At 65.0% G+C, this 23464-nt stretch carries 11 protein-coding genes and 1 riboswitch; of the genes, 9 read left to right on the forward strand and 2 right to left on the reverse strand.

The features are described from left to right. The first annotated feature begins 424 nt into the window (after positions 1–424). From VFE28_07325 to VFE28_07360, 8 genes are all read left to right on the forward strand, one after another. On the forward strand, positions 425–1057 hold the full coding sequence (locus VFE28_07325) for a cupin domain-containing protein (protein ID HZM15796.1): 633 nt from the start codon (positions 425–427) through the stop codon (positions 1055–1057). After that, entirely contained in the window at positions 1058–1456 is a 399-nt protein-coding gene (locus tag VFE28_07330) for an AraC family transcriptional regulator (protein ID HZM15797.1), read from the forward strand. It begins immediately after the preceding gene. Positions 1457–2168: 712 nt separating this feature from the next. Beyond that, a complete protein-coding gene (locus tag VFE28_07335) occupies positions 2169–3362 on the forward strand; it encodes a glycosyltransferase (GenBank protein HZM15798.1) in 1194 nt (397 codons plus the stop codon). Between the two features lie 505 nt (positions 3363–3867). Further along, the gene (locus VFE28_07340) at positions 3868–4560 is read left to right on the forward strand and encodes an ATP-binding cassette domain-containing protein (protein ID HZM15799.1); all 693 of its coding nucleotides are present in this window, start codon (positions 3868–3870) and stop codon (positions 4558–4560) included. A 934-nt stretch (positions 4561–5494) separates the two neighbouring features. Then, positions 5495–7009, forward strand: coding sequence for a TolC family protein (locus tag VFE28_07345; protein HZM15800.1), 1515 nt, complete (start codon positions 5495–5497; stop codon positions 7007–7009). A gap of 40 nt (positions 7010–7049) precedes the next feature. Further along, positions 7050–8219, forward strand: a complete 1170-nt coding sequence (locus VFE28_07350) for an efflux RND transporter periplasmic adaptor subunit (protein HZM15801.1) — start codon at positions 7050–7052, stop codon at positions 8217–8219. Between the two features lie 85 nt (positions 8220–8304). Continuing rightward, positions 8305–9000, forward strand: coding sequence for an ABC transporter ATP-binding protein (locus tag VFE28_07355; GenBank protein HZM15802.1), 696 nt, complete (start codon positions 8305–8307; stop codon positions 8998–9000). A gap of 35 nt (positions 9001–9035) precedes the next feature. Further along, positions 9036–10268, forward strand: coding sequence for an ABC transporter permease (locus tag VFE28_07360; GenBank protein ID HZM15803.1), 1233 nt, complete (start codon positions 9036–9038; stop codon positions 10266–10268). Between the two features lie 249 nt (positions 10269–10517). Here VFE28_07360 and VFE28_07365 read toward each other — a convergent pair whose 3' ends face one another. Next, positions 10518–11696, reverse strand: a complete 1179-nt coding sequence (locus VFE28_07365) for an acyl-CoA dehydrogenase family protein (protein HZM15804.1) — start codon at positions 11694–11696, stop codon at positions 10518–10520. 236 nt (positions 11697–11932) lie between these two features. After that, entirely contained in the window at positions 11933–13627 is a 1695-nt protein-coding gene (gene thiC / locus VFE28_07370) for a phosphomethylpyrimidine synthase ThiC (GenBank protein HZM15805.1), read from the reverse strand. Between the two features lie 88 nt (positions 13628–13715). Then, positions 13716–13810: riboswitch (TPP riboswitch) on the reverse strand. A gap of 390 nt (positions 13811–14200) precedes the next feature. Between thiC and VFE28_07375 the strand changes: the two genes are divergently transcribed. Beyond that, on the forward strand, positions 14201–23332 hold the full coding sequence (locus VFE28_07375) for a choice-of-anchor D domain-containing protein (protein ID HZM15806.1): 9132 nt from the start codon (positions 14201–14203) through the stop codon (positions 23330–23332). The last annotated feature ends 132 nt before the right edge of the window (positions 23333–23464 follow it).

Below are 23464 nucleotides of genomic sequence, written 5' to 3' on the forward strand. Positions count from 1 at the left end.
ATCCGCATGCTGCACCAATCGTGGCCGCACATGGCGCAGAAGTCCGTGTCCACGTCGTCCCACGCCCGCGCACCCTGGATACCCCGGGCGATGTCACCCGCATGGGCGGCGATCTTGAAGGCGATGCAGCCTTCGCGACCCGGCCAATGACAAGGCCGCCGGCGCCCTGGAGAAACGGGCCGCTGAAACCCCTTCGTCGTCGCTTCGTCACCACGGCCTCGAGGCCGTTGCGTGGCACTGCTGTGGGTGGCGGATCGACTCTTCCGAGCTGTGTGCGGGGGTTCACGCCCACAGACGACAACAGACGACAACATTCCAAAAGCCACCACCTTGACACCGCCCCGCAGGTCGGGATGATGGTGCCATTCGTCCGGATCCGGGGGCGCCGATAGGGGCGTCCAGCGACTGAACGGTTGCGCTGGCGATGAGCGGTGACACGCTTTCCGATCTGCTTCGCGCTGTCCGCTTACGCGGGGCGCTCTTCTTCTACCTGAAGAACGCCGATCCCTGGGTCGCGGAGACGCCACAGTCGAGCAAGATCATTCCCGCAGTCATGCCGGGGGTCGAGCACCTGATGCCGTTCCACGGCATCGCGAGCGGTTCGTGCTGGGCCGCGGTGCTGGGTGAACAGCCGGTCCGCCTGAACGAAGGCGACATGGTCCTGTTTCCACAGGGCGATCATCACGTCCTGTCGAGCGCAGCGGGAATGCGCGCCAAGCGCGTCGATACCGACATCTACTTCTCGCCCCGGCCGCCCCAGTTGCCCTGGTCTCTCCGGGTCTCGGACGACGGCACGCCCACCGCACCGTTCGAGCACCGCAGTGACGGCCAGACCACGGTGGTGTGCGGCTACGTGGGGTGCGACGCGAAGCCGTTCAACCCGCTCCTCGCCTCCATGCCGCGGGTGCTGCGCATGCCGGACCTCGCCGGAGGGAGCTCGTTGATCGGGATGCTCCTGCGCTCGCTGGCCGAAGAATCCCAGCGCAAGCGCCCGGGAGGGGAGGCAGTGCTCGAACGCATGAGCGAGATGCTGTTCGTCGAAGCCCTGCGCCGCTAGTTGGACACCCTGCCGCCGGACCAGACGGGGTGGCTGGCGGGGACGCGGGACCCGGCCGTCGGCCGCGCCCTGGCCCTCATGCACGAGAGGCCCGCGGAGCCGTGGACGCTCGAGCGGCTCGGCGACGAGGCGGCGATCTCGCGCTCGACGCTCCACGAGCGCTTCGCCCACTTCATCGGGCAACCGCCCATGCACTACCTGGCGCAATGGCGGATGCAGCTCGCCTCGCAGTGGCTGCGCGACACCGATGCGAAGGTGATCGAGGTCGCCCTCGAGGTCGGCTACGAGAACGAGGCGGCCTTCTCGCGGGCGTTCAAGCGCATGGTGGGCGAGTCGCCCGGAGCCTGGCGGCGGGCGCGCCGCGTCCGCACCAAGGGCCGTCCGGCGGTGAAGGCGTAGCAGCGAGGGCTTTCGCCTGCTCCCGTACGGCGAAGCGACTCCAGCGCTGAATCCCAGCACCTGTGCGCGTCTCGAAGACGCGTGCAGCGCGCCTCCACTGCGATCACTTCATCTGGATCGCCTTGCGCCTCTGCATAGCGCTTCAGCGTGGCTCCGGTCTCGGCTCGATTTGAATCCCAAAGTTCGCGCGGGGCAAGGAGGAGCCACAGTTGAGTGAAGTCACCCACGCCAGCAAGGAGAGCGCTCGAATCGTGGCGCGACAGGATATAGAGGTTCTGACCGTCGTCTGAGAGAGGGCACAGACTCAACCCTGATCCAGCCGCTTGAACTTGGGTATTTCCACCCAATCGTATTGGAGCCGCAGTCCGATCTCACCGTACAAACGTTCCTGGGAATAGGAGGTCGTGCGCTGCTTGCAAGCATCCGTGTGGCGTCGTTGACATAGGTGGATCATGAGGATAGAGTCAAAGTCTCACAAACAAGAGCACCCGAGCTTGGGTTCTTCTTGAGGCCGTGAAGGTACCGCTGGTCTCCGCTTCGGAGGATTCCCGTGGCCTTGGTTGGCTCTCACGCTAGCGACGAGCCGGCATCAGGCGACTCCGGCAGTGCGCGGCAGCGCGATCACACCCAGCATCCTCAGGTATCCACTCGAACGCATGCCAGCGAGGATGCTAGGTCCCACGAGCCCGGTTCGGGCGTAACACGCTTGCTCGTGTATTCGCACGACACGTTCGGCCTCGGCAACCTGCAACGGGCGCTCAAGATCTGCGAACAACTCGCCGCGGAGATCCCACAGATCTCGATCCTCGTTCTTACGGGCAACTTCGAATCTCATCGGTTCCCCATGCCGGCGCACGTGGACTTCGTCAAGCTTCCGAGCGTACTACGTCAAGCGCGCAACCAGTACGTCGCTCGCTACATCAACGCGCCGTTCAAGGATGTGCGCAGTATGCGCCGGGATCTAGTGTTTTCGGCATTCAAGTGGTTCGCACCGCACGTCGTCCTCGTCGATAAGGTGCCTACCGGGGTCAAGGGTGAGCTGGAGAAGAGCATTCGCTGGTTCAAGAAGAACAAGCCGCAGTCGAAACTGATCCTGTACCTGCGCGACGTTCTGGACGACGCGCCATTTGTTCGCCGGATGTGGCAACAGCGGCGGTTCCGCGAAGCCATCGACCGCTACTACGACGCGATCTGGGTGTTCGGCTCGCCCCATGTGTGCGACATGGTCGAGGAGTACACGCTGCCAGAATCGATCGGGCGCAAGATGAGTTACTGCGGATACATCATGCCGAACTTCCAGCTCCGCGACAGCGGCGACGTGCGCCAGGAGCTCGGCATCCAGACAGGACGATTCGTCTTGGTCACCGGCGGTGGGGGCGGCGACGCCTACAAGCTCATGAAAACCTATTTGGAGAGTGTCGAGGGGCTGCGGAAGTCAGCCAATGGTGATCCCTGCCCCGAGATCCACAGCCTTCTGGTGCTCGGGCCCGAGATGCCCGTCGCGGAGCGGCGATGGCTCCAGGCCCGGGCAGATCCCGAGAAGGTCCGAATCCTCGATTTCACTACGGACCTGTTGAGTTACATGAATTCGGCGGACCTGGTGGTGTCGATGGGCGGCTATAACACGGTGTGCGAGATTCTTTCGTTGCGGAAGCGGGCCCTCGTGGTTCCCCGCGGCAGCCCGGTGAACGAGCAACTGCTGCGCACGACACGCATGGAAGCGCTCGGTTTGCTCGACATGATCCGTCCGGAGGATCTCTCGCCCGAGACCATGACGCTCAAAGTAAAGCAGGCGCTGGGAAGGAACGGCACCCTCCGCCCTGCTTCCGAGGTACTCGACACGGACGGTCTGGGTCGAGCAAGTCGAAAGGTGTCGGACGAACTGCGAACGTGGATGCGTTCATGAAAGAAGCGGCAGTCACGGTCGGCTACATTCCCAGGCCTTCCCCCGCATTTCCGAAACCTTCGTCAGCAATGAAATCGTGGAGCTCGAACGCCTCGGGCTCGACCTGCGTATCTACAGGCTGGTGAAGGGCCGTGATGGGGAACACCAACCCAGTGCCCGGGGGTGCGCGCTCCAATCTATCATGTGCCGGAGCGAGTGCTCGTTTCGCTGCCGAAGCTGATGCTAGGACACGTGCTCTTGCTGTTGCGCCGACCGCGCGCCTATTGCAAGTCCCTGCGTTTGGCTGCTCTGGAAGCTAGTGCGTGGCCGGAGCGGGACGGCAACGAAACGGTTTTCCAAGCTGGCTTTCTCGCTGGTTGGGTCTTACGCAACGGTTTGATCCATCACTACCATGCACACTTCTGCCACGGGCCTGCGACGGGCGCTTCTCCTCAAGTGGATGACGGGGTCGACTTTCAGCTTCACGGCGCATGCCAAGGATCTGTGGCTAGCGCGTCCGGAGGTGTTGCGCGAGAAGGTGCGGGAGGCAGAGTTCGTGCTCACCTGCACGGACTGCAACCGGCGCTACCTGGAGGAAGTCGGTGGTGGCTTCGCTCCGGTGCACCGCGTCTATCATACAGTGGCAAGCCTGCGCGACCAGATCACGGTGCTCCTGCAGGACGCCTTCTTGTTTCGCAAGACGGTGCGCGAAAATATCGACTACGGTCGTGAAGACGCCCGCGAGGAAGAGGTCGTAGCAGCTGCGAATGCAGCGGAAGCGCACCAGTTCATCCAGGCGTTGCCGCAAGGATACGACACGCTCATCGAGGAAGGAGGCACGAACTTCTCAGGCGGTCAAAAGCAACGTCTGAACATTGCGCGGGCGATCCTGCGAGGTCGCCCCATTCTGATTCTGGATGAGCCGATAGCGGCGCTCGATGCTTTGGCAGAGGCCAAGATCAAAACGCTCGACCGCTTGACCAAGGGGTTCACCACTTTCATCATTGCGCATCGCTTCTCGATCCTGGCGAGTGCGGATCACATCGTCTTCCTCGAGGCAGGCGCGGTCAGCAGGCGAGGGAGCCACGCAGAGTTGATGGCGAGCAGCGATGCATACCGCAGGCTGTGGCACCTGCAGTACGGAGGAGGCAGCCTCGATGCCGGCAAGCCGGGTGACGTCCTGCGGGCCGATGTGGCGGGGAGCCCGTCAACGCCGTAGGCCTCCGACGACATGCACGGGACCAGGACCCAGGGGCGGATGGGTCGCATTGCGAACTGTAATTGGGAGTTTCTACGCAATCCGCCGCCTGATCGGCCAGGGTCCCTAGTCCGCGCAGGCAATCGTGTGGGTTTTCGGGCGCCAGCCTGGGGCCGCTTGACCATGCCGTAACGGCCCTGATAGGATTGCTTTACAGCACTTTCGCTGTGCCCTGCATACCTGGATTCCATTACCACCAACGAGACGCGGTGTCGTCGAATCAGTTCAGGTCGTAGGCGACGTGGCCGGCTCCAGATAGCACAGTGCTGGCCAATGGGAAGTCCTACCCACCGCCCCTCCTCACTCGAGGGCGTTTACAGCGAGTAAAGCGAGTGGAGCAGGTCACGATCGACATGCACTGTGTGCGGTTAACCCTACGCTCCGCGTATGCCGGCACGGTGCCTGACGACGTCGACTCCCTTGCTTCCGAGCTGCGCCGGGTCTTGGACGACCCGGATTCGGGCCGGGCGCAGGCAGTGCGGGCTCGCGACTGGGTCCTGTGTGAACGGACCTGGGCAGCCAACGCGAGGCGACTCGAGGGGCTGTGCACCCTGCTGGGAGTATGAAGAACGAGGATGCCTTTTTACAGAACTGGTACGAGCGTGCGACCGACCCGTGACACTCTGGCTGCATCGAGGATCCTATACTCCTGTGGTGTCCGCCTCAGACGCTCTTCGTCGACGCGCCTCGGAAGGGGTCCTAGCTTGCCATCCCGTCCCCGCTTCGTTCGCCCTCAGCCGTGGTTCTCCCGCCATTGGTGCAGTTTCCACTCGGCAGGTTCCTCGAGTTGGGATTCACTGCGGCGCTGCCGCGCGTCCCTGGCCGCATTACGCTCATGGAAGCAACTCTAAGCAAGATGACTTTGAGGAAAACGTTGGAATGGATGGCGCGCAGGATGAAGCGGATTGCGCCCTGGCTCGCATCGATCCTCGTGAGCATGTGGCCGTGCCTTTGCGGCGTCACACCGGTGGGAGCACAATCTTTGGATCCAGCGTCGGTGCAGCCACCGGACGAAGAGAACGCCGAGATCAGGGCGCGGCTCGCCGGCCCCTTGTCGCTTCAGGATTGCGTCGACATTGCCACGGCGCACAATCTGCCGTTGGCCATTGCGCAGCTGGAGCACGATGCGGTGGCAACCGGCGTGGGCGGAGCCCTGGGCACGTGGTATCCCGTGTTCAACCTCGAGACGATTCGGACCCATGCGCGAGGCGACATCGACGACTTCGGCCTCAGCCCCTCGGGGCTCGGCGACGTTCAGACGCGGGAGGACCTCAGCCTCCTGGTCAAGCTCACGCAGCGCATGCCGCTGGGTGGCTCTTTGGACTTCCTGTATGGCTTCGATGAAAGCAGCAGAGACCTCCACGGAGGTTACTATGGCGCCATCGCGTTCACTCAGTCGATGCTCAGGGATGCGGGTTGGCGCAAGGCGACGGCGGATGTCAAAGACGCCCGCCTCGAGTCGGCAGCGACGGCGGCGGCCCTGCAATCGCAACTTTGGCGCGTCATGTTCGATGTCAAGACCGCCTACTACGAGGTGATCCGGAATCGACAGCTGATCGAAGTGAACCAGCGCGCCATCGAGCGAGACGAGCATCTGCTTGCCTTTTCGCAAGCCAAGGTGGAGGCGAAGCTCGCCACCCGTCGCGACGTGCTGTCGGCGGAGATCATCCTGGCGCAGGACCGCAGTCGTTTGGTCATCGCGCAGACGGATTACAGCGCCGCCCTCGACAACCTGGCGAACATCCTCGGCGTACCTTTCACCCCGGCACTCCAGGTGGATTCGGTGCAAGTCACACGCGAACCGATCCCGATCGCTGTGGAGCCGTGGGTGGAAAAGGCATTGAAGGACAATCCGGAGATCGTCCGCGCGCACCTGGATGTAGAGCGCAGCGAATTGGCGATGTACGTGGCCGGAAACGACCGTCTGCCCCGCTTGGACCTCGGGCTGCGCTATGACGAGGCACGTGGCAGCATTGCACCGGGAGAAGTGGTGGAGCGCCGGACCGAGGGGCGAGTCCTGCAAGGTACCGTGACGTTCAGCTACCCGATCCTGAACAAGACGTTGGGCAACGCCTACAAGGCCGCGCAGCTGCGTCATCAGCAGAGCCAGCGGGTGCTATTGGAAAGAGAGCGTCAGGTGGTCCTGCGGGTCCGCGATGCCGCGCGCAATTTGCAGCGCATTACAGAACGCATCGATGTGATCGAAAAAACGATGCAAGGCGCACGAGAGAAGGTGGAGTTCGCGAACGTCAACTTCCAGCTCGGACGGGCGTCGAACCTCGACATCACAGATGCGCAAAAGGATCTTGTCGAAGCCGAGAGTGATTGGGTTGACGAAGTCGTCAGCCACCATGTGGAGTTGGCGCGGCTCGAAGCGCTGCTGGGTGGATTCATCCAGGAGGCGCCGTAGGCTGCGAATGAAGTCGAGGTCTCATTTCCGAGGTAAAGCCATGATTCACAAGAAACTCTGGTTCCGGGTGGGGCTCCTGGCAGCCGCCGTTGCCGTGGTGAGCTGGCGCTTCGTGGCCACCAACGGCCGTGCCCTGGACATTCCCACGGCAGAGGTTGTCAAGGGTGACTTCGCCATGCACATCACCGAAACGGGTGAGCTCAAGGCGAAGCGCTCCGCCATCATCACTTCCCCGAACGACAAACTGATCACCTACCTGGTGCCTGAGGGAACATGGGTGAAGAAGGGCGACTTGCTCGTGCAGCTGGAGTCGGCCAAGTACGAAATCCAGGTGCAGGAGTGCCAGTCTCTCGTGGCCGTTGCGGAGGCTCAGCTCGACAAGGCCAAATCGGAACTCCAGGCGCAGAAGTACAAGGAGGAGAATTCCAAGAAAGCATACGAGGCGCTCCTCGAACTGCAGCGGAAGGGGTTCGCCATGGACAGCGAGGTCGAGGAGGCCAGGCTTGGGTACCTCGAACTCCGGTCGAAGACAGGCTCCTTCGAAGCCGCGGTGAACGAGAAGCGCTCCGATATGGCGCGAGCTGAGACCGTTCTCAAGCAGACCCAGCGCAAGCTGGAGGGCAATGCAGTCTTCGCCCCGATGGCTGGACTCGTGGTGCACTCCTTTGTGGGACGACCGGAGGAGGGCAAGAAGGTCGAACTCGGGCAGACGCCGTACGAGGGGCAACCACTCATGGAGCTCCCGGACATCACCTCGATGCAAGTCGTGGCCGAGGTCAACGAGATGGACGTGGAGAAGGTGAAGGTCGGACAGCCAGTGGACATTCGTCTCGATGCGGTACCGGATGTCGTCTTCCACGGCAAGGTCGTGCGCATTGGGTCTCTAGCGCAACAGAAGGTGAACAAGGCCACGGGGAGCCGCACCGGCGTGAAGGCGTTCACGGTGGAAGTGGACGTCGACAATGCCGACGAGCGCTTGCGCCCAGGATTGTCCGCCTCGGTGTCCATTTTGGTGGGCGAGTTCTCGGAGGTCACTTACGCGCCCGTTCATGCCATCTTCAACGATCATGGCACGACGGTAGCGTACGTGAAGCGTGGCCACAAGGCACAGCGCGTCGTCGTGGAGTGTGGTAGTAGCAACAATCAGTTCGTGGTCATTCGCTCCGGTCTCCAACCGGGGGAACGCGTCCTCCTGGCTCAACCCATTTGACGTCGGGAGCTGTCGGCTCGCGGTTTCGAAAGATCCATGGCGAGCGGGATCGCCTCGGCCTGCTGGCACAAGGAGGGAGCAAATGCTGATCGACGCGCAGGGTCTGCGGCGAGTGTACCGCATGGGTGAAACCGAAGTTGCGGCACTCCGCGGGCTCGACCTGCAGGTCGATCAGGGCGAGTTCGTGAGCATCATGGGCCCGTCGGGGTCAGGCAAGTCCACACTCATGCACCTGCTCGGTTGCCTCGACCGGCCGAGCGACGGCCGTTACACCCTGGACGGGGTCGAGATGCAAACCCTCGATGATCGCGAACTCTCGCGGCTACGCAACCGCAAGGTTGGCTTCGTCTTTCAGAGCTTCAACCTGATCCCGCAGCTGAGCGTGATCGAGAATGTCGAGCTTCCCTTGGTGTATTCCGGTGTACTCCTGAGCGAGCGCCGGGAGCGAGCGAGCGAGCTCTTGCACGCCGTGGGCTTGGGAGAACGGCAGTGGCATCGACCCAATGAGCTTTCTGGAGGCGAATGCCAGCGTACAGCCATCGCCCGTGCCCTCGTGAACCAACCGCGGCTCGTCTTAGCCGACGAACCCACGGGAAACCTCGACAGCAAGACAGGACGCAGCATCCTCGAGATTCTTCAGGGTCTACACACGCGTGGCACGACGATTCTCCTCGTCACTCACGATCCGAGTGTGGCCGCATGGAGCCAGCGTATCGTCCACATGCTGGACGGGCGCATCGATAGTGACCATAAGATCGAGCAGGTGCGCGCCCGGACGTAGGGCCAGGACTTATGGAACGAGGAGGCTTAGGAAGCGTGGACATCCGCGAGATGGTGCGGGCGGGCGTGAAGAATCTCGTCCTCCACAAACTGCGGACATTCCTCACCATGCTCGGAGTCATTTTCGGCGTGGCAGCGGTCATCGCGATGATGTCGATCGGTGAGGGCGCCCGGCGCCAGGCCATCGAGCAAATCCGGTTGCTGGGAACCAACAACATCCGGGTGCACGATGTGCAGCTGAGCGGCGACGCCGCGAACGAAGCCGAGTACCGCAATTCGCCGGGGCTCACCTTACGCGACGCCGAGCAGATTCGCGCGACTCTACCTACAGTGCGCACCCTGTCGCCCCTCAAGTTCGTGGACGTGGAAGTGTTTCGTGGCAGCAGCAGGTTCCAGGGCACGGCGATCATCGGTGTCGGTGACGAATATGACGATCTCACGAATTCGCGACTACAGAGCGGCCGGTTCATCACTTGCTTGGATCTCGCGCATGCTCGCCCCGTTTGCGTGCTCGGCGAGGAGATCAAACGCGAGCTGTTCGGCACGGAAGAGGCGTTATTCCAGGAAGTACGCCTCGGCGAGGAGCCGTTCACGGTGGTCGGTGTCATGCAGCGGAAAAACGTCAGTACGGGTGGTGTGATCGAGCTGCGCAATATGAATCGCGATGTGTACATCCCCGTGACCGCTTCGTTGAAGCGGTTTTCGAATCCGAAGGGGCCAGATCGAATCGAAGAAATCGCGGTGCAGGTGCACGAGGCGCACGAGGTGGTGCCATCGTCGTGGGTCATCGCTCGCATCCTGGAGCCTGCGCATCGTGGTGTGAAAGACTACGAGGTCATCGTCCCGAATGAGTTGTTGGCTCAGAGTCAGCGTACGCAGCGTATCTTCAACATCGTGATGGGTTCCATTGCCGCCCTCTCCTTGTTGGTGGGCGGCATCGGAATCATGAACATCATGCTGGCGAGCGTCACCGAACGTACCCGGGAGATCGGCATCCGACGCGCGATTGGCGCTTCCGAGCGGGACATCCTCGTGCAGTTCTTGAACGAGACCCTGCTGATCTCCGGGGGCGGGGGTGTCATCGGCATCCTCCTCGGTGCCGGGATGGCGGTCGCCATCAACATGCTCGCCCGCTGGGAGACCGTGGTTTCTGCAGCGGCGGTGCTGATCTCGTTCGGGATTTCGGTTTCCGTCGGCGTGATCTTCGGGCTCTACCCGGCGCAACAGGCGGCGAGCAAGGATCCCATCGAGTCGTTGCGATACGAGTAGACCCCGTTTCCTGCGTTCGGCGCTTGCGTCTACGGGAAAAGGCCGATGCGGGCATCGAGCTTCTCGCGGGCGTTCAAGCGCATGGTGGGCGAATCGCCCGGAGCCTGGCGGCGGGCGCGCCGCGTCCGCACCAAGGGCCGCCCGGCTCCAGCTCCGCGGAACGCTAGTGTGTAGAGCCCGACTCCGGTCGGGCCGGGGCAGCGACGCCGCTCTCGAATCCGGCTCTTCTCGTTCGTCTCGTGACCTTCCTCATCCCCAGCGCGGCTGTTCGTCCGGATCGATACCAAGCGTCATCTTTGCGACGAGCTCGTGCGACAGGGTCCAATTCGCCGGGTGGAAACGGCCGGCCCGCGCATCGCGGAAGAGGCGCTCGAGCTCGCTCTTCTTGAACATGCCGAAGCCGCCCGAGAGATCGAGGGCACGATCGGCACAACGGAAGCCGGCCTCCACGGCGTTGTATTTCGCCGCTACAATGCGCAGCGCGAATTCCGGACCTCGCTCTTGGGCGTTGGACCAGTCTTTGGCCACACTTTCGAGCTGTGGTAACACGCTCTCGAGCAGCAGAACGATCTCCGCCAATCCATACTGGACGATCGGATGATAGGCCATGCTCCGCGATACTCCCAGAGACTTCTTCTCCTTGAGCATCTCGACAACGATGTCGCGCATGCGCGTCGCCAGACCGTAGTAGATGTTTCCGAAGTTGATGAGCGCCCAGGCAAAGATGCCGAGAACGAAGGCATCAATGCCCGCGGCACCGGCCGGGACGACACGCCCAATATACCGATCGGGAATGAAGACGTTCTCGAGAACTGTGTCGTCGCTGCGCGTTGCACGCATCCCCATCACATCCCAGGTTTCCTTGATGGAGATCCCCTTCGTGTCGCGCGGCATGAAGGCGTGCACGATCTTGGGCGCCTTGGGATCCTTTGCATCCATGCCGTGAAGGCCGAGGAATGTCCACACGGGCGTCAGACTACCGAACGACTTGCGCCCGTTGAAGCGGTAGCCACCCTCGACACGCTCGGCCGTGGTCGTGGAAAGAAGCAGCGGCAGGTCGTTACCCGATTCAGCATGGCCGGCGGCAAAGACCGCTCCTTTTCCGGCCTCCTCGAGGATCCATTGCAGCGACTTGTCGCCAGCACGCCAGAGGTCCGCCACGAGCCCCACCCAATAGTGATGCATATTGAGTCCTAATGCCGTCGCCGGGGCGTGGTAGGCGAGCTGTCGCGCCACGCGCGCTACCTCGGCTAGGGACATGCCGTAGCCGCCGAACTCGCGCGGCACGCTCATCAGCAAGTAGCCGGCATCGCGAAGCTCTTGGTAGTCCTCTTGAAAGAAACGGTTCTCCCGGTCGTATTGCGGTGCCCGTTCATGCACATGCCGCAACAAGTCCGCGTTCAGCGAGAAAATGTCGGTCTTCGTCATCTATTCTCCTCCCTCTCGTCCGCACCTCATCTGGAATCCGCGCCTCCAGCGTGGGACACGGGCAGATTCCCGTCCGACGATGTCGGCCGCATCAACTGGCGTGTGGCGAAACGATACCCAGGATGAACCTGCGCGTCAACTTGCCGGCACCGTGCGCGCTGCTCCGGCTTGACCGTGGGCGTCGCGACCTTCCTCATCTGCACCGCGAGGCCCGAGCTTCGCGCTCTGGCCAGGTCTCAAGCCGACTCCGGTCGGGCAGGGGCAGTGACGCCGCCCACCACCAGGAGACGTTGCTGCGCCTCGCGTGCTTGTTCCGCGTCCGGGACCTCGTCCGAGTGGCAAGCGTGCTTGACGCCGCGCCGCTCGAGGACGTGGCGCGCCTCCTCGCTCAGGCCCGGCGACTTGGCGCTGCGCCGTTCCGGTTGGAACTCCGGATCCTTGCCGCTGGCGAAGCTCTCGATCTCCTTGCTGATCCGCATGCTGCACCAATCGTGGCCGCACATGGCGCAGAAGTCCGTGTCCACGTCGAGGTCCTCGTCGTGGAAGGCCCGCGCCGTGTCGCCATCGAAAGCCAGCTCGAACTGCTTGGGCCAGTTGAGCGCCGCCCGCGCCCGCGACATGTCGTCGTCCCACGCCCGCGCGCCCTGGATGCCCCGGGCGATGTCCCCCGCGTGGGCGGCGATCTTGTAGGCGATGCAGCCCTCGCGCACGTCCTGCGCCTTCGGCAGGCCCACGTGCTCCTTCGGCGTCACGTAGCAGAGCATGGCGGCGCCGGCCCGCGCCGCCTCGGTGGCGCCGATGCAGCTGGTGATGTGGTCGTAGCCCGGGAAGACGTCGGTGACCAGCGGCCCGAGAACGTAGAACGGCGCGTCGTCGCAGACCTTCTGCTGGATCTGCATGTTCCAGGCGATCTCGTGCAGCGGCACGTGCCCGGGCCCCTCCACCATCACCTGCACGCCGAGCGCCCGGGCCCGCTGCACGAGCTCGCCCAAGACCTCGAGCTCGGCGATCTGGGCGGCGTCGCCGGCGTCGTGGGTGCAGCCGGGGCGCACGCCGTCGCCGAGCGAGTAGGTGACGTCGTACTCCCGCATGATGGCGGAGATCTCGTCGAACATCTCGTACATGGGGTTCTGCTTGCCGTGGTGGATCATCCACTTGGCGAGGAGCGAGCCGCCGCGGGAGACGAGGCCCGTGACCCGGCGCGAGATGAGGTACAGGTGCTGCTTGAGCACACCCGCGTGGATGGTGAAGTAGTCCACCCCTTGCCGGGCCTGGGCTTCCACCGTGTCCAGGATGTCGTCGTAGGTGAGGTCCTCGAGGCGTTTGTTCACGATCATCGAGTAAATGGGCACCGTGCCGATGGGCACGGTGCTGTGATCGATGATCGCCTGGCGGCAGGCATCGAGGTCGCCGCCGGTGGAGAGGTCCATCACCGTGTCGGCGCCGAACTTCTGCGCCCAGCGCAGTTTCTCCACCTCTTCACCGGTGCTGCTCGTGACCGGCGAGGCGCCGATGTTGGCGTTGATCTTGGTCGTGATCATGCGGCCGATGCCGATGGGGTCGAGCCGCTTGGGAGCGCGCTGCCCCACCATGAATCCGGGTGTGGCGAGCTCGGCGGCCCGCTGCGACACCGTCTGATTGACCCAGAAGCGAGCCTCCTCCGCAGCGCCGGGATGACCCAGGCCCGTTTCCGGATAGGCCAAACCGTGAAAGGGCAGCTCCTCCGCCCCGGGCCGAGGCGCTCCGTCGCTCGTTGCGGGTCGCGGCTCGGAGCCGCCGGACCCTGCCAGGTGCCTCACGTTGGCGGGAATCACCAGGCGTCCCCGGGCCACTTCGTCGCGAATGAACTCTGGCGTCACGTTCTCGCGCAGCGCGACGCGGCGCATTTCCGCCGTCACCTTGCCCTGCCGGGCGGCTTCGAGCTGCGTCATGTCCCACTCCTCCTGTCTCGCGGCCAACAAAAAAGGCCGCCTCGGGAGAGCGGCCGAGCGTTCCTGGATCGGGCCCGAGCCCGAAGAAAGTCCGTGCGGTCCGCTTCCCTACGCCGGTACGAACCGGTTCAGGTTCCAGGGGTATTGTCTCAGCCCGCGCTCCGGGCACCCCCAGCGAACGGCGCCATTCTAGCAGCCTTCCGCGCCGGCACAAGGCCCCCCAAGACGCCTCGGGAAAGCTACGGACAAACCGCTTCTCGCGCCGAGATGCGCTGCGAACGACAATGAAATCCTGAGGCGCATGAAAGTGATCTGCAGGGCTCAATCACCTTGACAGCCCGACCCTCCTTGCGCCTAATAAGGTTCGACTTCTCCATCGAGCCGGATCCTGGGTGCTGCGTGCCGGGCAGCAGTTACAGGAGAGTTCACGTCGTGCGTGCCTCGAAAGTGCATGCACCCGCATTCTCTTTCGCCGTCGCCTCACGACGGTCGAACCGCCACCACGCCCTCTCGCTTGTCATTCCATCAGCGCCGGAGGTTCGGACCATGTCCCTCGGGGCAAGAATCCTTGCCATGGCAATCGCCGCCTTCCTGATGCTCTCGGGTTCTTGGTCGGGCGCCGAGCCGATCGCGCATCCTCACGTGCAAGACGAGATCATCATCAAGTTCGCGCCGACGGCCACACAGGCGGAGAAGAACGCCATCCTCGGCGACCTGGGGGCGACGAAGCTCAAGGACCTGAAGCGCATGAATGCGGCGAGCCACCGGCTGCACGGCCTCACCGTGGAGCAGGCGGTGCAGCGCTACAAGAACAGCGCCAAGATCGAGTACATCGAGCCCAACTACATCCGGCAGGTGGAGGAGATCCCGAACGACCCGCAGTTCTCCGGCCTCTGGGGGCTCCTGAACACCGGGCAGACCGGCGGCCGGCCGGACGCGGACATCGACGCCGAGATGGCCTGGGACGTGTTCACCGGCTCGGAGAACGTGGTGGTCGGGATCATCGATACCGGGGCGGATTTCAACCATCCGGACCTGGCGGCGAACATCTACACCAACCCCGGCGAGACCCCGGGCAACGGCATCGACGACGACGGCAACGGGTACATCGACGACGTCCGCGGCTGGGACTTCGCCAACAACGACAACAGTCCCATGGACGACAACGGCCACGGCACCCACACGGCCGGCACGGTCGGCGCGGTCGGCGACAACGGCATCGGCGTCGTCGGGGTGAACTGGCGGGTCAGGATCATGCCGCTCAAGGCCTTCAATGCGGGCGGCGGGGCCACCGATGTCGATCTGATCGAGGCCATCCAGTACAGCACCATGATGGGCGTGCGTCTCACCAGCAACAGCTGGGGTGGCGGTCCGTTTTCGGCCGCCATGTTCCAGGCCATCTCGGCAGCGAACGCCGCTGGCATCCTCTTCGTCGCCGCCGCCGGCAACTCCGGCTCCGACAACGACGCGTTCCCCCACTACCCGTCAGGTTACGACTTGCCGAACGTCGTTTCCGTCGCCGCCACGGATCACAACGACGCCCTCGCCGGCTTCTCCAGCTACGGGGCGACGACAGTAGATCTCGGCGCGCCCGGCGTGGACATCCTGAGCACCCTCCCGGGAAACAGCTACGGGCACTTTAGCGGCACCTCCATGGCCACGCCCCACGTCTCGGGAGTGCTGGCGCTCATCTGCGGGCGCTTTCCCGGTATCGGCGCGCCGCAGGCCAAGGCCTTGCTCCTCATCCGCACCGACCCGGTGCCGGGTCTCGCCGGCAGAGTCCTGACCGGTGGACGGCTCAACGCCTTCGGGGCGATCGCGGAACCCGACAGCACTCCGCCCGGCCCCGTCTCCGACCTGGCGGTGGGGCAAGCGGGCTCGAACTGGCTGGTGCTGCATTGGAGCGCGACGGGGGACGATGGCACGAGCGGCACCGCGAGCCGCTACGAGCTGCGTTACGCCACCTTCCCCATCACCGCTGCCAACTTCGACACCGCGACGCCGGCGAGCGGCGAACCGGACCCGGGTCCTCCAGGAACGGCGGAGGAGATGCAGGTGCGGGGCCTCGCTTTCAATACCCCCTACTACTTCGCGGTCAAAGTTCTCGACGAGTTCGGCAACCCCTCGGAGATCTCGAACATCGTCTCCGGAACCACCCTCGGGCCCCCGGAGATCGACGTCCAGCCCACGGCGCTCGCCGAGGCCCTGCTCACCGGCGCGTCCTCGACGCAGAGGCTCACGCTCCACAACCTCGGGGAAGGAACGCTCGATTTCGTCATCCCGAATCCGGCCCTCGTCACCTCCCCCGTGGCGATCCAGCAGTCCTTGGTTCTCGGCAAAGACGAGGTCGACCCGCGGGCGGGCGCCCCGATTCTCGCCGGCTCCGGCGGCCCGGATGGCTTCGGCTACCGCTGGGTGGACAGCGACGAACCGGGCGGACCGGGCTTCGCCTGGGCGGACATCTCCGCCACCGGGAGCGTGGCGCTTTCGGCTGGCGACGATGTGACAGCCGGTCCCTTCCCCCTCGGCTTCTCGTTCCCGTTCTACGGTGGCGAGTTCACCGAGTTCTTCGTCACCTCGAACGGCATCATCAGCCTGTCCGAAGCGGACGCCTCCTACGGCAACCAGCCCTTGCCGACACCGGGGGCCCCCCCGCACCTGATCGCCGCCTTCTGGGACGACCTGATCCTGAGCCCCGGGACGGTGTACTGGCGGAACGACGGCTCACGTCTCATCGTCCAGTGGCAGGGTGTCCAGCACTACGGAAGCGGCGGCCCCTACACCTTCCAGGCCATCCTGAGCCCGAACGGCAGCATCCTCTATCAATACCTGTCGATGGGAGAGCCACGCACCAGCGCCACCATCGGCATCCAGAACGGCAACGGCAGCGACGGCCTGCAGGTGGTGTTCAACGCCCCCTACGTGCACGACAACCTGGCGGTGCGGATCGCCAGCGTGCCGCAGTGGGTGACCGTGGCGCCGGCCTCCGGGACCGTGGTGGCGCCGGGAAGCACCGTGCTCGACGTGACGATCGACGCCGCTTCTCTCCTCGGGGGCGCCTACGAGGCGGAGATCCATGTGCTGAGCAACGACGCCGACGAGCCGGACTTGCGTATTCCCGTGCAGCTCCAGGTCACCGGCGCGCCGGACATCGCGGTCAGCGCCAGTGCCCTCGACTTCGGCTCGCCTTTCGTCGGCGGCCAGGTCCTCCGCGACCTCGTGGTTTCCAATCCCGGCACCGACGTGCTGCACGTGACCAGCGTCGCCGCCGACCACGCCGACTTCAGCACCGATGTCTCGAGTTTCGACCTGGCACCCTTCGGCGCCCGGACCCTCCACGTCCGCTTCGCCCCCAGCAGTGCCGCGGTGATCCAGGGGACGCTCACGCTCACCAGCAACGATCCGGACGAAGGTCAGGTGAGCGTGGCGCTGCAGGGCGAAGGGCTCCTGCCCCCGGACATCGCCGTATCTCCGGCTTCCTTGAGCGCCGATCTGCTCTCGGGTCAGACGGCGACGCGCACGCTCACCATCGCCAACCAAGGGGTGAGCAACCTGGACTTCCAGCTCGCCTTCGAGTTCCTGTCGGCGACGGCCGGGGCGACGTCCGTCCCCAAGACGCCGGTGGGACCGGCACGGCTCGCGGGCTCCGGTCTGGGAGATCAGGAACCGCGCCTGGCTTCCGAGCTGGTACGGCAGGAGAAACGTCAGGGGCCGCCGCCAACGAACCGGAACTTCGCTGGTTCGCTCCCGCCTGCTACCGCCGCCGAGCTCCGCACCTACGGCGTGGCGGCGGAGAACATTCTGGTGTACGCCGACGACTACCGGCACAGCGCCGGGAGCCACTACGTCGACCAGGCCTTGCAGGCCCTCGGTCTCTCCTACACCGCCTATTACAATGATCCGGGCGGCTTCGAGCTCGCTCTCGCCAGCGGCTCCTGGGATCTCGTCATCGTCGACAACTACAGCTTCGGCCTCGGCCCGGTGTGGGACGACATCGACGCCCACATCGCGGCCGGCGGCAAGGCGCTCATCACCACCTGGAATCTCGATGCGGTGAGCGGCGAACCGCTCTGGGCCCACCTGGGCTTGCAGGTGGTCAGCGACCTCTTCTCCGCCATGCCGGTCTTCCGCTGGGATCCCGGTCATTCGCTCTTCACGAGGCCCGAGTCCGTCCCCGACTTCACCCAGCTGAACGACTTCTACACCGACGACGGCGACCGGGTGAACGCCGTCGGTTCTTCCCAGCTCGTTGCCGGCTTCACCCCGACGGCCACCGCGGGCCAAGGAGCGCTCCTCTTCACCGCGGCGCGGAACGCCATCGTCAACACCTTCATGCCGGTGGAGAGCACGAGCGACCGCGACGCGGACGGCAAGCTCGATGCGGTCGAGCTGTTCACCAACGAGATCAGCGCCCTCTCGGTTCCGGCTTGGCTGTCGGCCAACGTCGAAGCCGGCACCGTGCCCCCTGGCGGCAGTGTCGACATCCAAATCACCTTCGACGCTACCGATCTGTTCGGCGGCGACTACGACGCGCGGATCACGGTGACGAGCAATGATCCGGACGAATCGCCGGTGCAGGTGCCGGCGCACCTGCACGTCACCGGCGTGGAAGACATCGAGGTGCAACCGCTCGCCCTCGACTTCGGCAACGTCTTCCTGGGCTACAGCGCGCAACGGACGCTCACGGTCACCAACGCCGGCACCGACGTGCTCACCGTCTCGGGCACTTTCGTCGGTCTGACCGACTACCACCTGTCGGCGTCGAGCTATGTCCTGCAGCCCCACGCCAGCAGGACGATCAACGTGACCTTCACCCCCACCCTCGCGGCGGTGCGGAACACCCAGCTTGCCTTCGCCTCCAGCGACCCGGACGAACCGCTCGTCCTCGTCACCCTCGCCGGCACCGGGCTGGTGCCGCCGGTGGCGACCCTCCTGCCGACGAGCCTGTCGGCGAACCTGCTCAGTGGCGCGAGCGAGACCCAGTTCGTCACCCTCTCCAACACCGGCGGCAGCGATCTGGAGTTCAGCGCCAGCCCCGAGACCCATGTCTCGTCGGTGGAGAACGCGCACCTGGAGCTCGCGAAGGGCGAGCCGGATCCGCGCATCGGCGCTCCGGTTCTGCAGAACACCGGCGGACCCGACGGCTTCGGCTACCGCTGGATCGACAGCGACGACCCCGCCGGCCCTGACTTCCAGTGGATCGATGTCAGCAGCACCGGCACCCCGGTGTTCTCCTCCCCGGTGGACGACTCCAACATGGGTCCCTTCCCCATCGGCTTCGCGTTTTCCTATTACGGCAACACCTACACCGACTTCCGTGTCTGCTCCAACGGCTTCATCAGCTTCACCTCGTCGTCGGCGCAGTACTCCAACCAGCCGCTGCCGAACCTCTTCGCCCCGGAGAACATGTTGGCTGCCTTCTGGAGCGATCTGGCGGTGATCCCGGCGGATGGCAACGTCTACTGGCACAGCGACGGCACCCGGCTGGTGGTGCAATACGAGAACGTCCGGCACCTCGGAGGCGACGGACCCTACAGCTTCGAGATCGTCCTCTACCCGAACGGCAGCATCGTCTACCAGTACCTGTCCGTGGGCGACGGCTACCCCTCCAACACCGTTGGCTTCCAGAACGATGCCAGGAACGATGGTCTCACCGTCGCTTTCAACACCAGCTACGTGCACGACAACCTGGCGGTGCGCATCGCCGCCTTGCCTCCGTGGCTCAGCGTGTCGCCGGCCACGGGCGTGGTGCCCGCGGGAGGCAGCGTGCAGCTGGCGGCGACCTTCGACGCCACCGGCCTCCTCGGCGGCGGCTACGAGGGGAACCTCCTCGTCCGCAGCAACGATCCGGCGCACCACGAGAGCCGCGTCCCGGTGCACCTGCAAGTCACCGGAGTCCCGGACATCGCGCTCGGCGCCTCCGCCCTCGACTTCGGCTCGACCTTCCTCGGTACCCAGGTCACCCGGGACCTCGTGGTTTCCAATCCCGGCACCGACGTGCTCCACGTGACCGGCGCGGCGGTGAACCATGGCGACTTCAGCGTGGCGATCTCGAGCTTCGACCTGGCGCCGTTCGGGAGCCGGACGCTGCAGCTCACCTTCGCTCCCAGTAGCGCCGGGGTGATCCAGGCGACGCTCACGCTGGCGAGCAATGATCCGGACGAAGGCCAGTTGAGCGTCGCACTGCAAGGCCAAGGTCTCCTGCCGCCGGATATCGCCGTTTCTCCCCCTTCCTTGAGCGCTGACCTGCTCACCGGGCAGACAGCCACGCGCACGCTCACCATCGCCAACCAAGGCGCGAGCACGCTCGAGTACCAGATCGGCTTCGAGTACCTGTCGGCGCCGTCAGCGACGACGGCGGCGGCCGGGAAGACGCGCGGCGCTCCGGCGACGGTGGCACCGCTGCCGATCGCCCGGGGCGAAATGAGTGCGGTGCCAGTGCTGCCTCGCCTCCAAGCGGAGCCGAATGCGCCAGGAGGCACGGCGCCCCCGGCGGAGTTCCGCACCTATGGTTTGGCGGCGGAGCGCATCCTGCTCTATGCGGACGACTACCGGCACAGCGGCGGGAGCCACTACATGGACCAAGCCCTGCAGGGTCTCGGTCTCTCCTACACCGCCTATTACAATGATCCCGCCGGCTTCGAAATCGCCCTCGCCAGCGGCTCCTGGGATCTCGTCATCGTCGACAACTACAACTTCAGCCTCGGCCCCGTGTGGGACGACATCGACGCCCACCTCGCTGCCGGCGGCAAGGTTCTGATCACCACCTGGAACCTCGATGGGGTGAGCGCCGAACCTCTCTGGGCCCACTTGGGCTTGCAGTGGGTCGGTGATTTCTTCACTCCCTTGCCCGTCTACCGCTGGGATCCCGGCCATCCCCTCTTCACCAGTCCCGAGTCGGTCCCTGACTTCACCCAGCTGACCGACTTCTACAACGACGACGGCGACCGGGTGAACGCCCTCGGTTCCTCGCAGACCGTGGCCGGCTTTACTCCCGCGGCCACCTTGGGCGAGGGGGCGCTGCTCGTGTCCGCCGCACACAACGCCATCGTCAACACCTTCATGCCGGTGGAGAACGACCGGGACCGGGATTCGGACGGCAAGCTCGATGCCATCGAGCTGTTCACCAACGAGATCACCGCGCTCACGATCCCGGCTTGGCTCTCCTCCGGCGTCGAGTCCGGCACCGTGCCCCCCGGTGGCAGCGTCCAGGTGCAGATCACCTTCGACGCCGCCGAACTGCTCGGTGGCGACTACGAGGCCCACATCGTGGTGACGAACAACGATCCGGACGAGTCCGAGGTACGCGTGCCGGCGCATCTGCACGTCACCGGCGTCGAGGACATCACAGTGGGACCCCTCGCCCTGGACTTCGGCAGTGTCTTCCTGGGCTTCGACGCACAACGGACGCTCACGGTCACCAACGCCGGGACCGATGTGCTCACGGTGACGGGGACGATGCTCGGACTGCCCGACTACAGCGCCAGTCCCACGGCCTACGTCCTCCAACCCCATGCCAGCGCCACGGTCACCGTGACCTTCGCTCCCACGGTCGGAACGGTGCGGAACACGCAACTCGCCTTGGCTTCCAGCGACCCGGACGAGCCCATCGTCGTGGTGGAGCTCACGGGCACTGGAGTCGTACCGCCGCAGCTCTCGGTCACCCCGGCGACGCTCACCGCCGCGGCAGCCCCGGGAGGACAGAAGACGAAGACGTTGCGCATCTGCAACAACGGGGGCAGCGATCTGGTCTTCGGGACCAGCGTGCAGGTGAGCCTGAGCAGCCCGGCGTCGACCGTGGCGCTGCCGGGGCTGGATGCCGCGGGGGCCATGAAGCTCGCCTCACCACGAGCGACCCGCCTCGCGCTCGGCGCCCCGGCCTCCGCCGTGCTTGCCGCCCCGCCCTTCGTCGCGGTCACCGCCTCGACTTTCGTGCCGGTCGAGCACGTGGAGCTCGCGAAGGGCGAACCGGATCCGCGCCGCGGCGCCCCGGTGCTCCAGAACAGCGGCGGACCCGATGTCTTCGGTTACCGCTGGATCGACAGCGACGACCCCGCCGGTCCCGCTTTCCAGTGGATCGACGTCAGCCGCACCGGCACGCCGGTGTTCCTCTCTCCGGTGGACGACTCCAACCGGGGTCCCTTCCCCATCGGCTTCGGGTTTTCCTACTACGGCATCACCTACACGCAGTTCCGCATCTGCTCCAACGGCTTCATCAGCTTCACTTCGCCGTCGGCGCAGTTCTCCAACCAGCCGCTCCCGAGCACCAACGCCCCGGAGAACATGCTGGCCGCTTTCTGGAGCGACCTGGCGGTGAACCCGACGGAGGGAAACGTCTACTGGCACAGCGATGGCACCCGGCTGGTGGTGCAATACGAGCACGTCCGGCACCTGAGCGGCGAGGGGCCGTTCAGTTTCGAGATCGTGCTCACTCCGGATGGCAACATCCTGTACCAGTACCTGACCATGCTCGACGGCTATCCCTTGAACACCATAGGCTTCCAGAACGACACCCGGGACGACGGTCTCACCATCGCTTTCAACACCAGCTACGTGCACGACAACCTGGCCGTACGCATCGCCGTCGTGCCGCCCTGGTTCAGCCTCTCGCCGGACCATGGCGTGGTTCCTGCCGGCCAGTGCATGGATCTCACGGTCACGCTGGATGCGGCGGAGCTGGAGGCGGGCGACCACAGCGGCACCATCGTCGTCTCGAGCAACGACCCGTACCATCCGTCGCTCAGTGTCCCCGTCCTCTTCCACGTCGGGGAGATCGAGGCCGTCGTGGCGGACATCGACCCCAACGCGATCAATCCGCAGTCGAACGGCAACTGGGTGACGGCGCACGTGGAGCTGCCGCCGGGATACGCCCCGGGGGACGTGGTGATCGAGACCGTGACGCTCAACGGCACGGTGCCGGCCGACACCGAGAACTACGAGACCCACTCGGACTTCAACAACAACGGCATCCCGGATTGCACCTTCAAGTTCCCGCGGGCGGCGGTGGAGGCGATCCTGCCGGAGGGCGAAGCGGTGCTCTTGCGGGTGGCCGGCGAGGTCCGGGACACCAACTGGTTCTGGGGTTCCGAGTTCGTCCGCATCATCCGGCCGCGGCTGCACGCGCCCAACGGCGGCGAGACGCTCGCCGCCGGGAGCTCCTTCACGGTGACCTGGGAGAACCCGCGCGACTGGCACGTGAGCCAGGCGGATCTCTACTTCAGCTTGGACGACGGCGCGTCGTGGAGCGTCCTCGCGGTGGGGGTGACGGGAACTTCGTGCACCTGGAGCGTGCCGACGACGGCGACTCAGAATGCGCGCGTCCGAGTCTTCGTCTACGACACGGAGGGCGTGCTCGGGTACGACACGAGCGACGGCACGTTCTCCATCGGCGCCGGCCCCACCGACATGGCGGGGCAGGAGATCCCGAAGGTGTACGCGCTGCGCCAGAACGTCCCGAACCCCTTCAATCCGATGACGCGCATCGAGTTCGATCTGCCCGTGGAGGCCCAGGTGCGGCTCGTGGTCTACGACGCCAAGGGGAGACTGGTGACCCAGCTCCTCGACCAGTGGATGCCGGCGGGACGGCAGCAGGCCGTCTGGCGCGGCACGGATGCTCGCGGGCGGCTGGTCCCCTCGGGGGTCTACATCTGCGAGATCCAGGCCGGCACCTTCACCGGCCGCAAGCGGATGGTGATGGTCAAGTAAACGGCGCAGTTTTGCGCCAATTGCCCCGCCGTACCGACCTCCAGGTCTCGGACTGCGGGGTGACACCCATCTTTTCGCCCTGCGAACGCAGCAGCGGCCCGGCGTTGGCTGGGCCGCTGCTCTTGCCGCTAT

It is taken from the genome of Candidatus Krumholzibacteriia bacterium, from assembly GCA_035649275.1.
In the GTDB taxonomy this organism is placed as follows: domain Bacteria; phylum Krumholzibacteriota; class Krumholzibacteriia.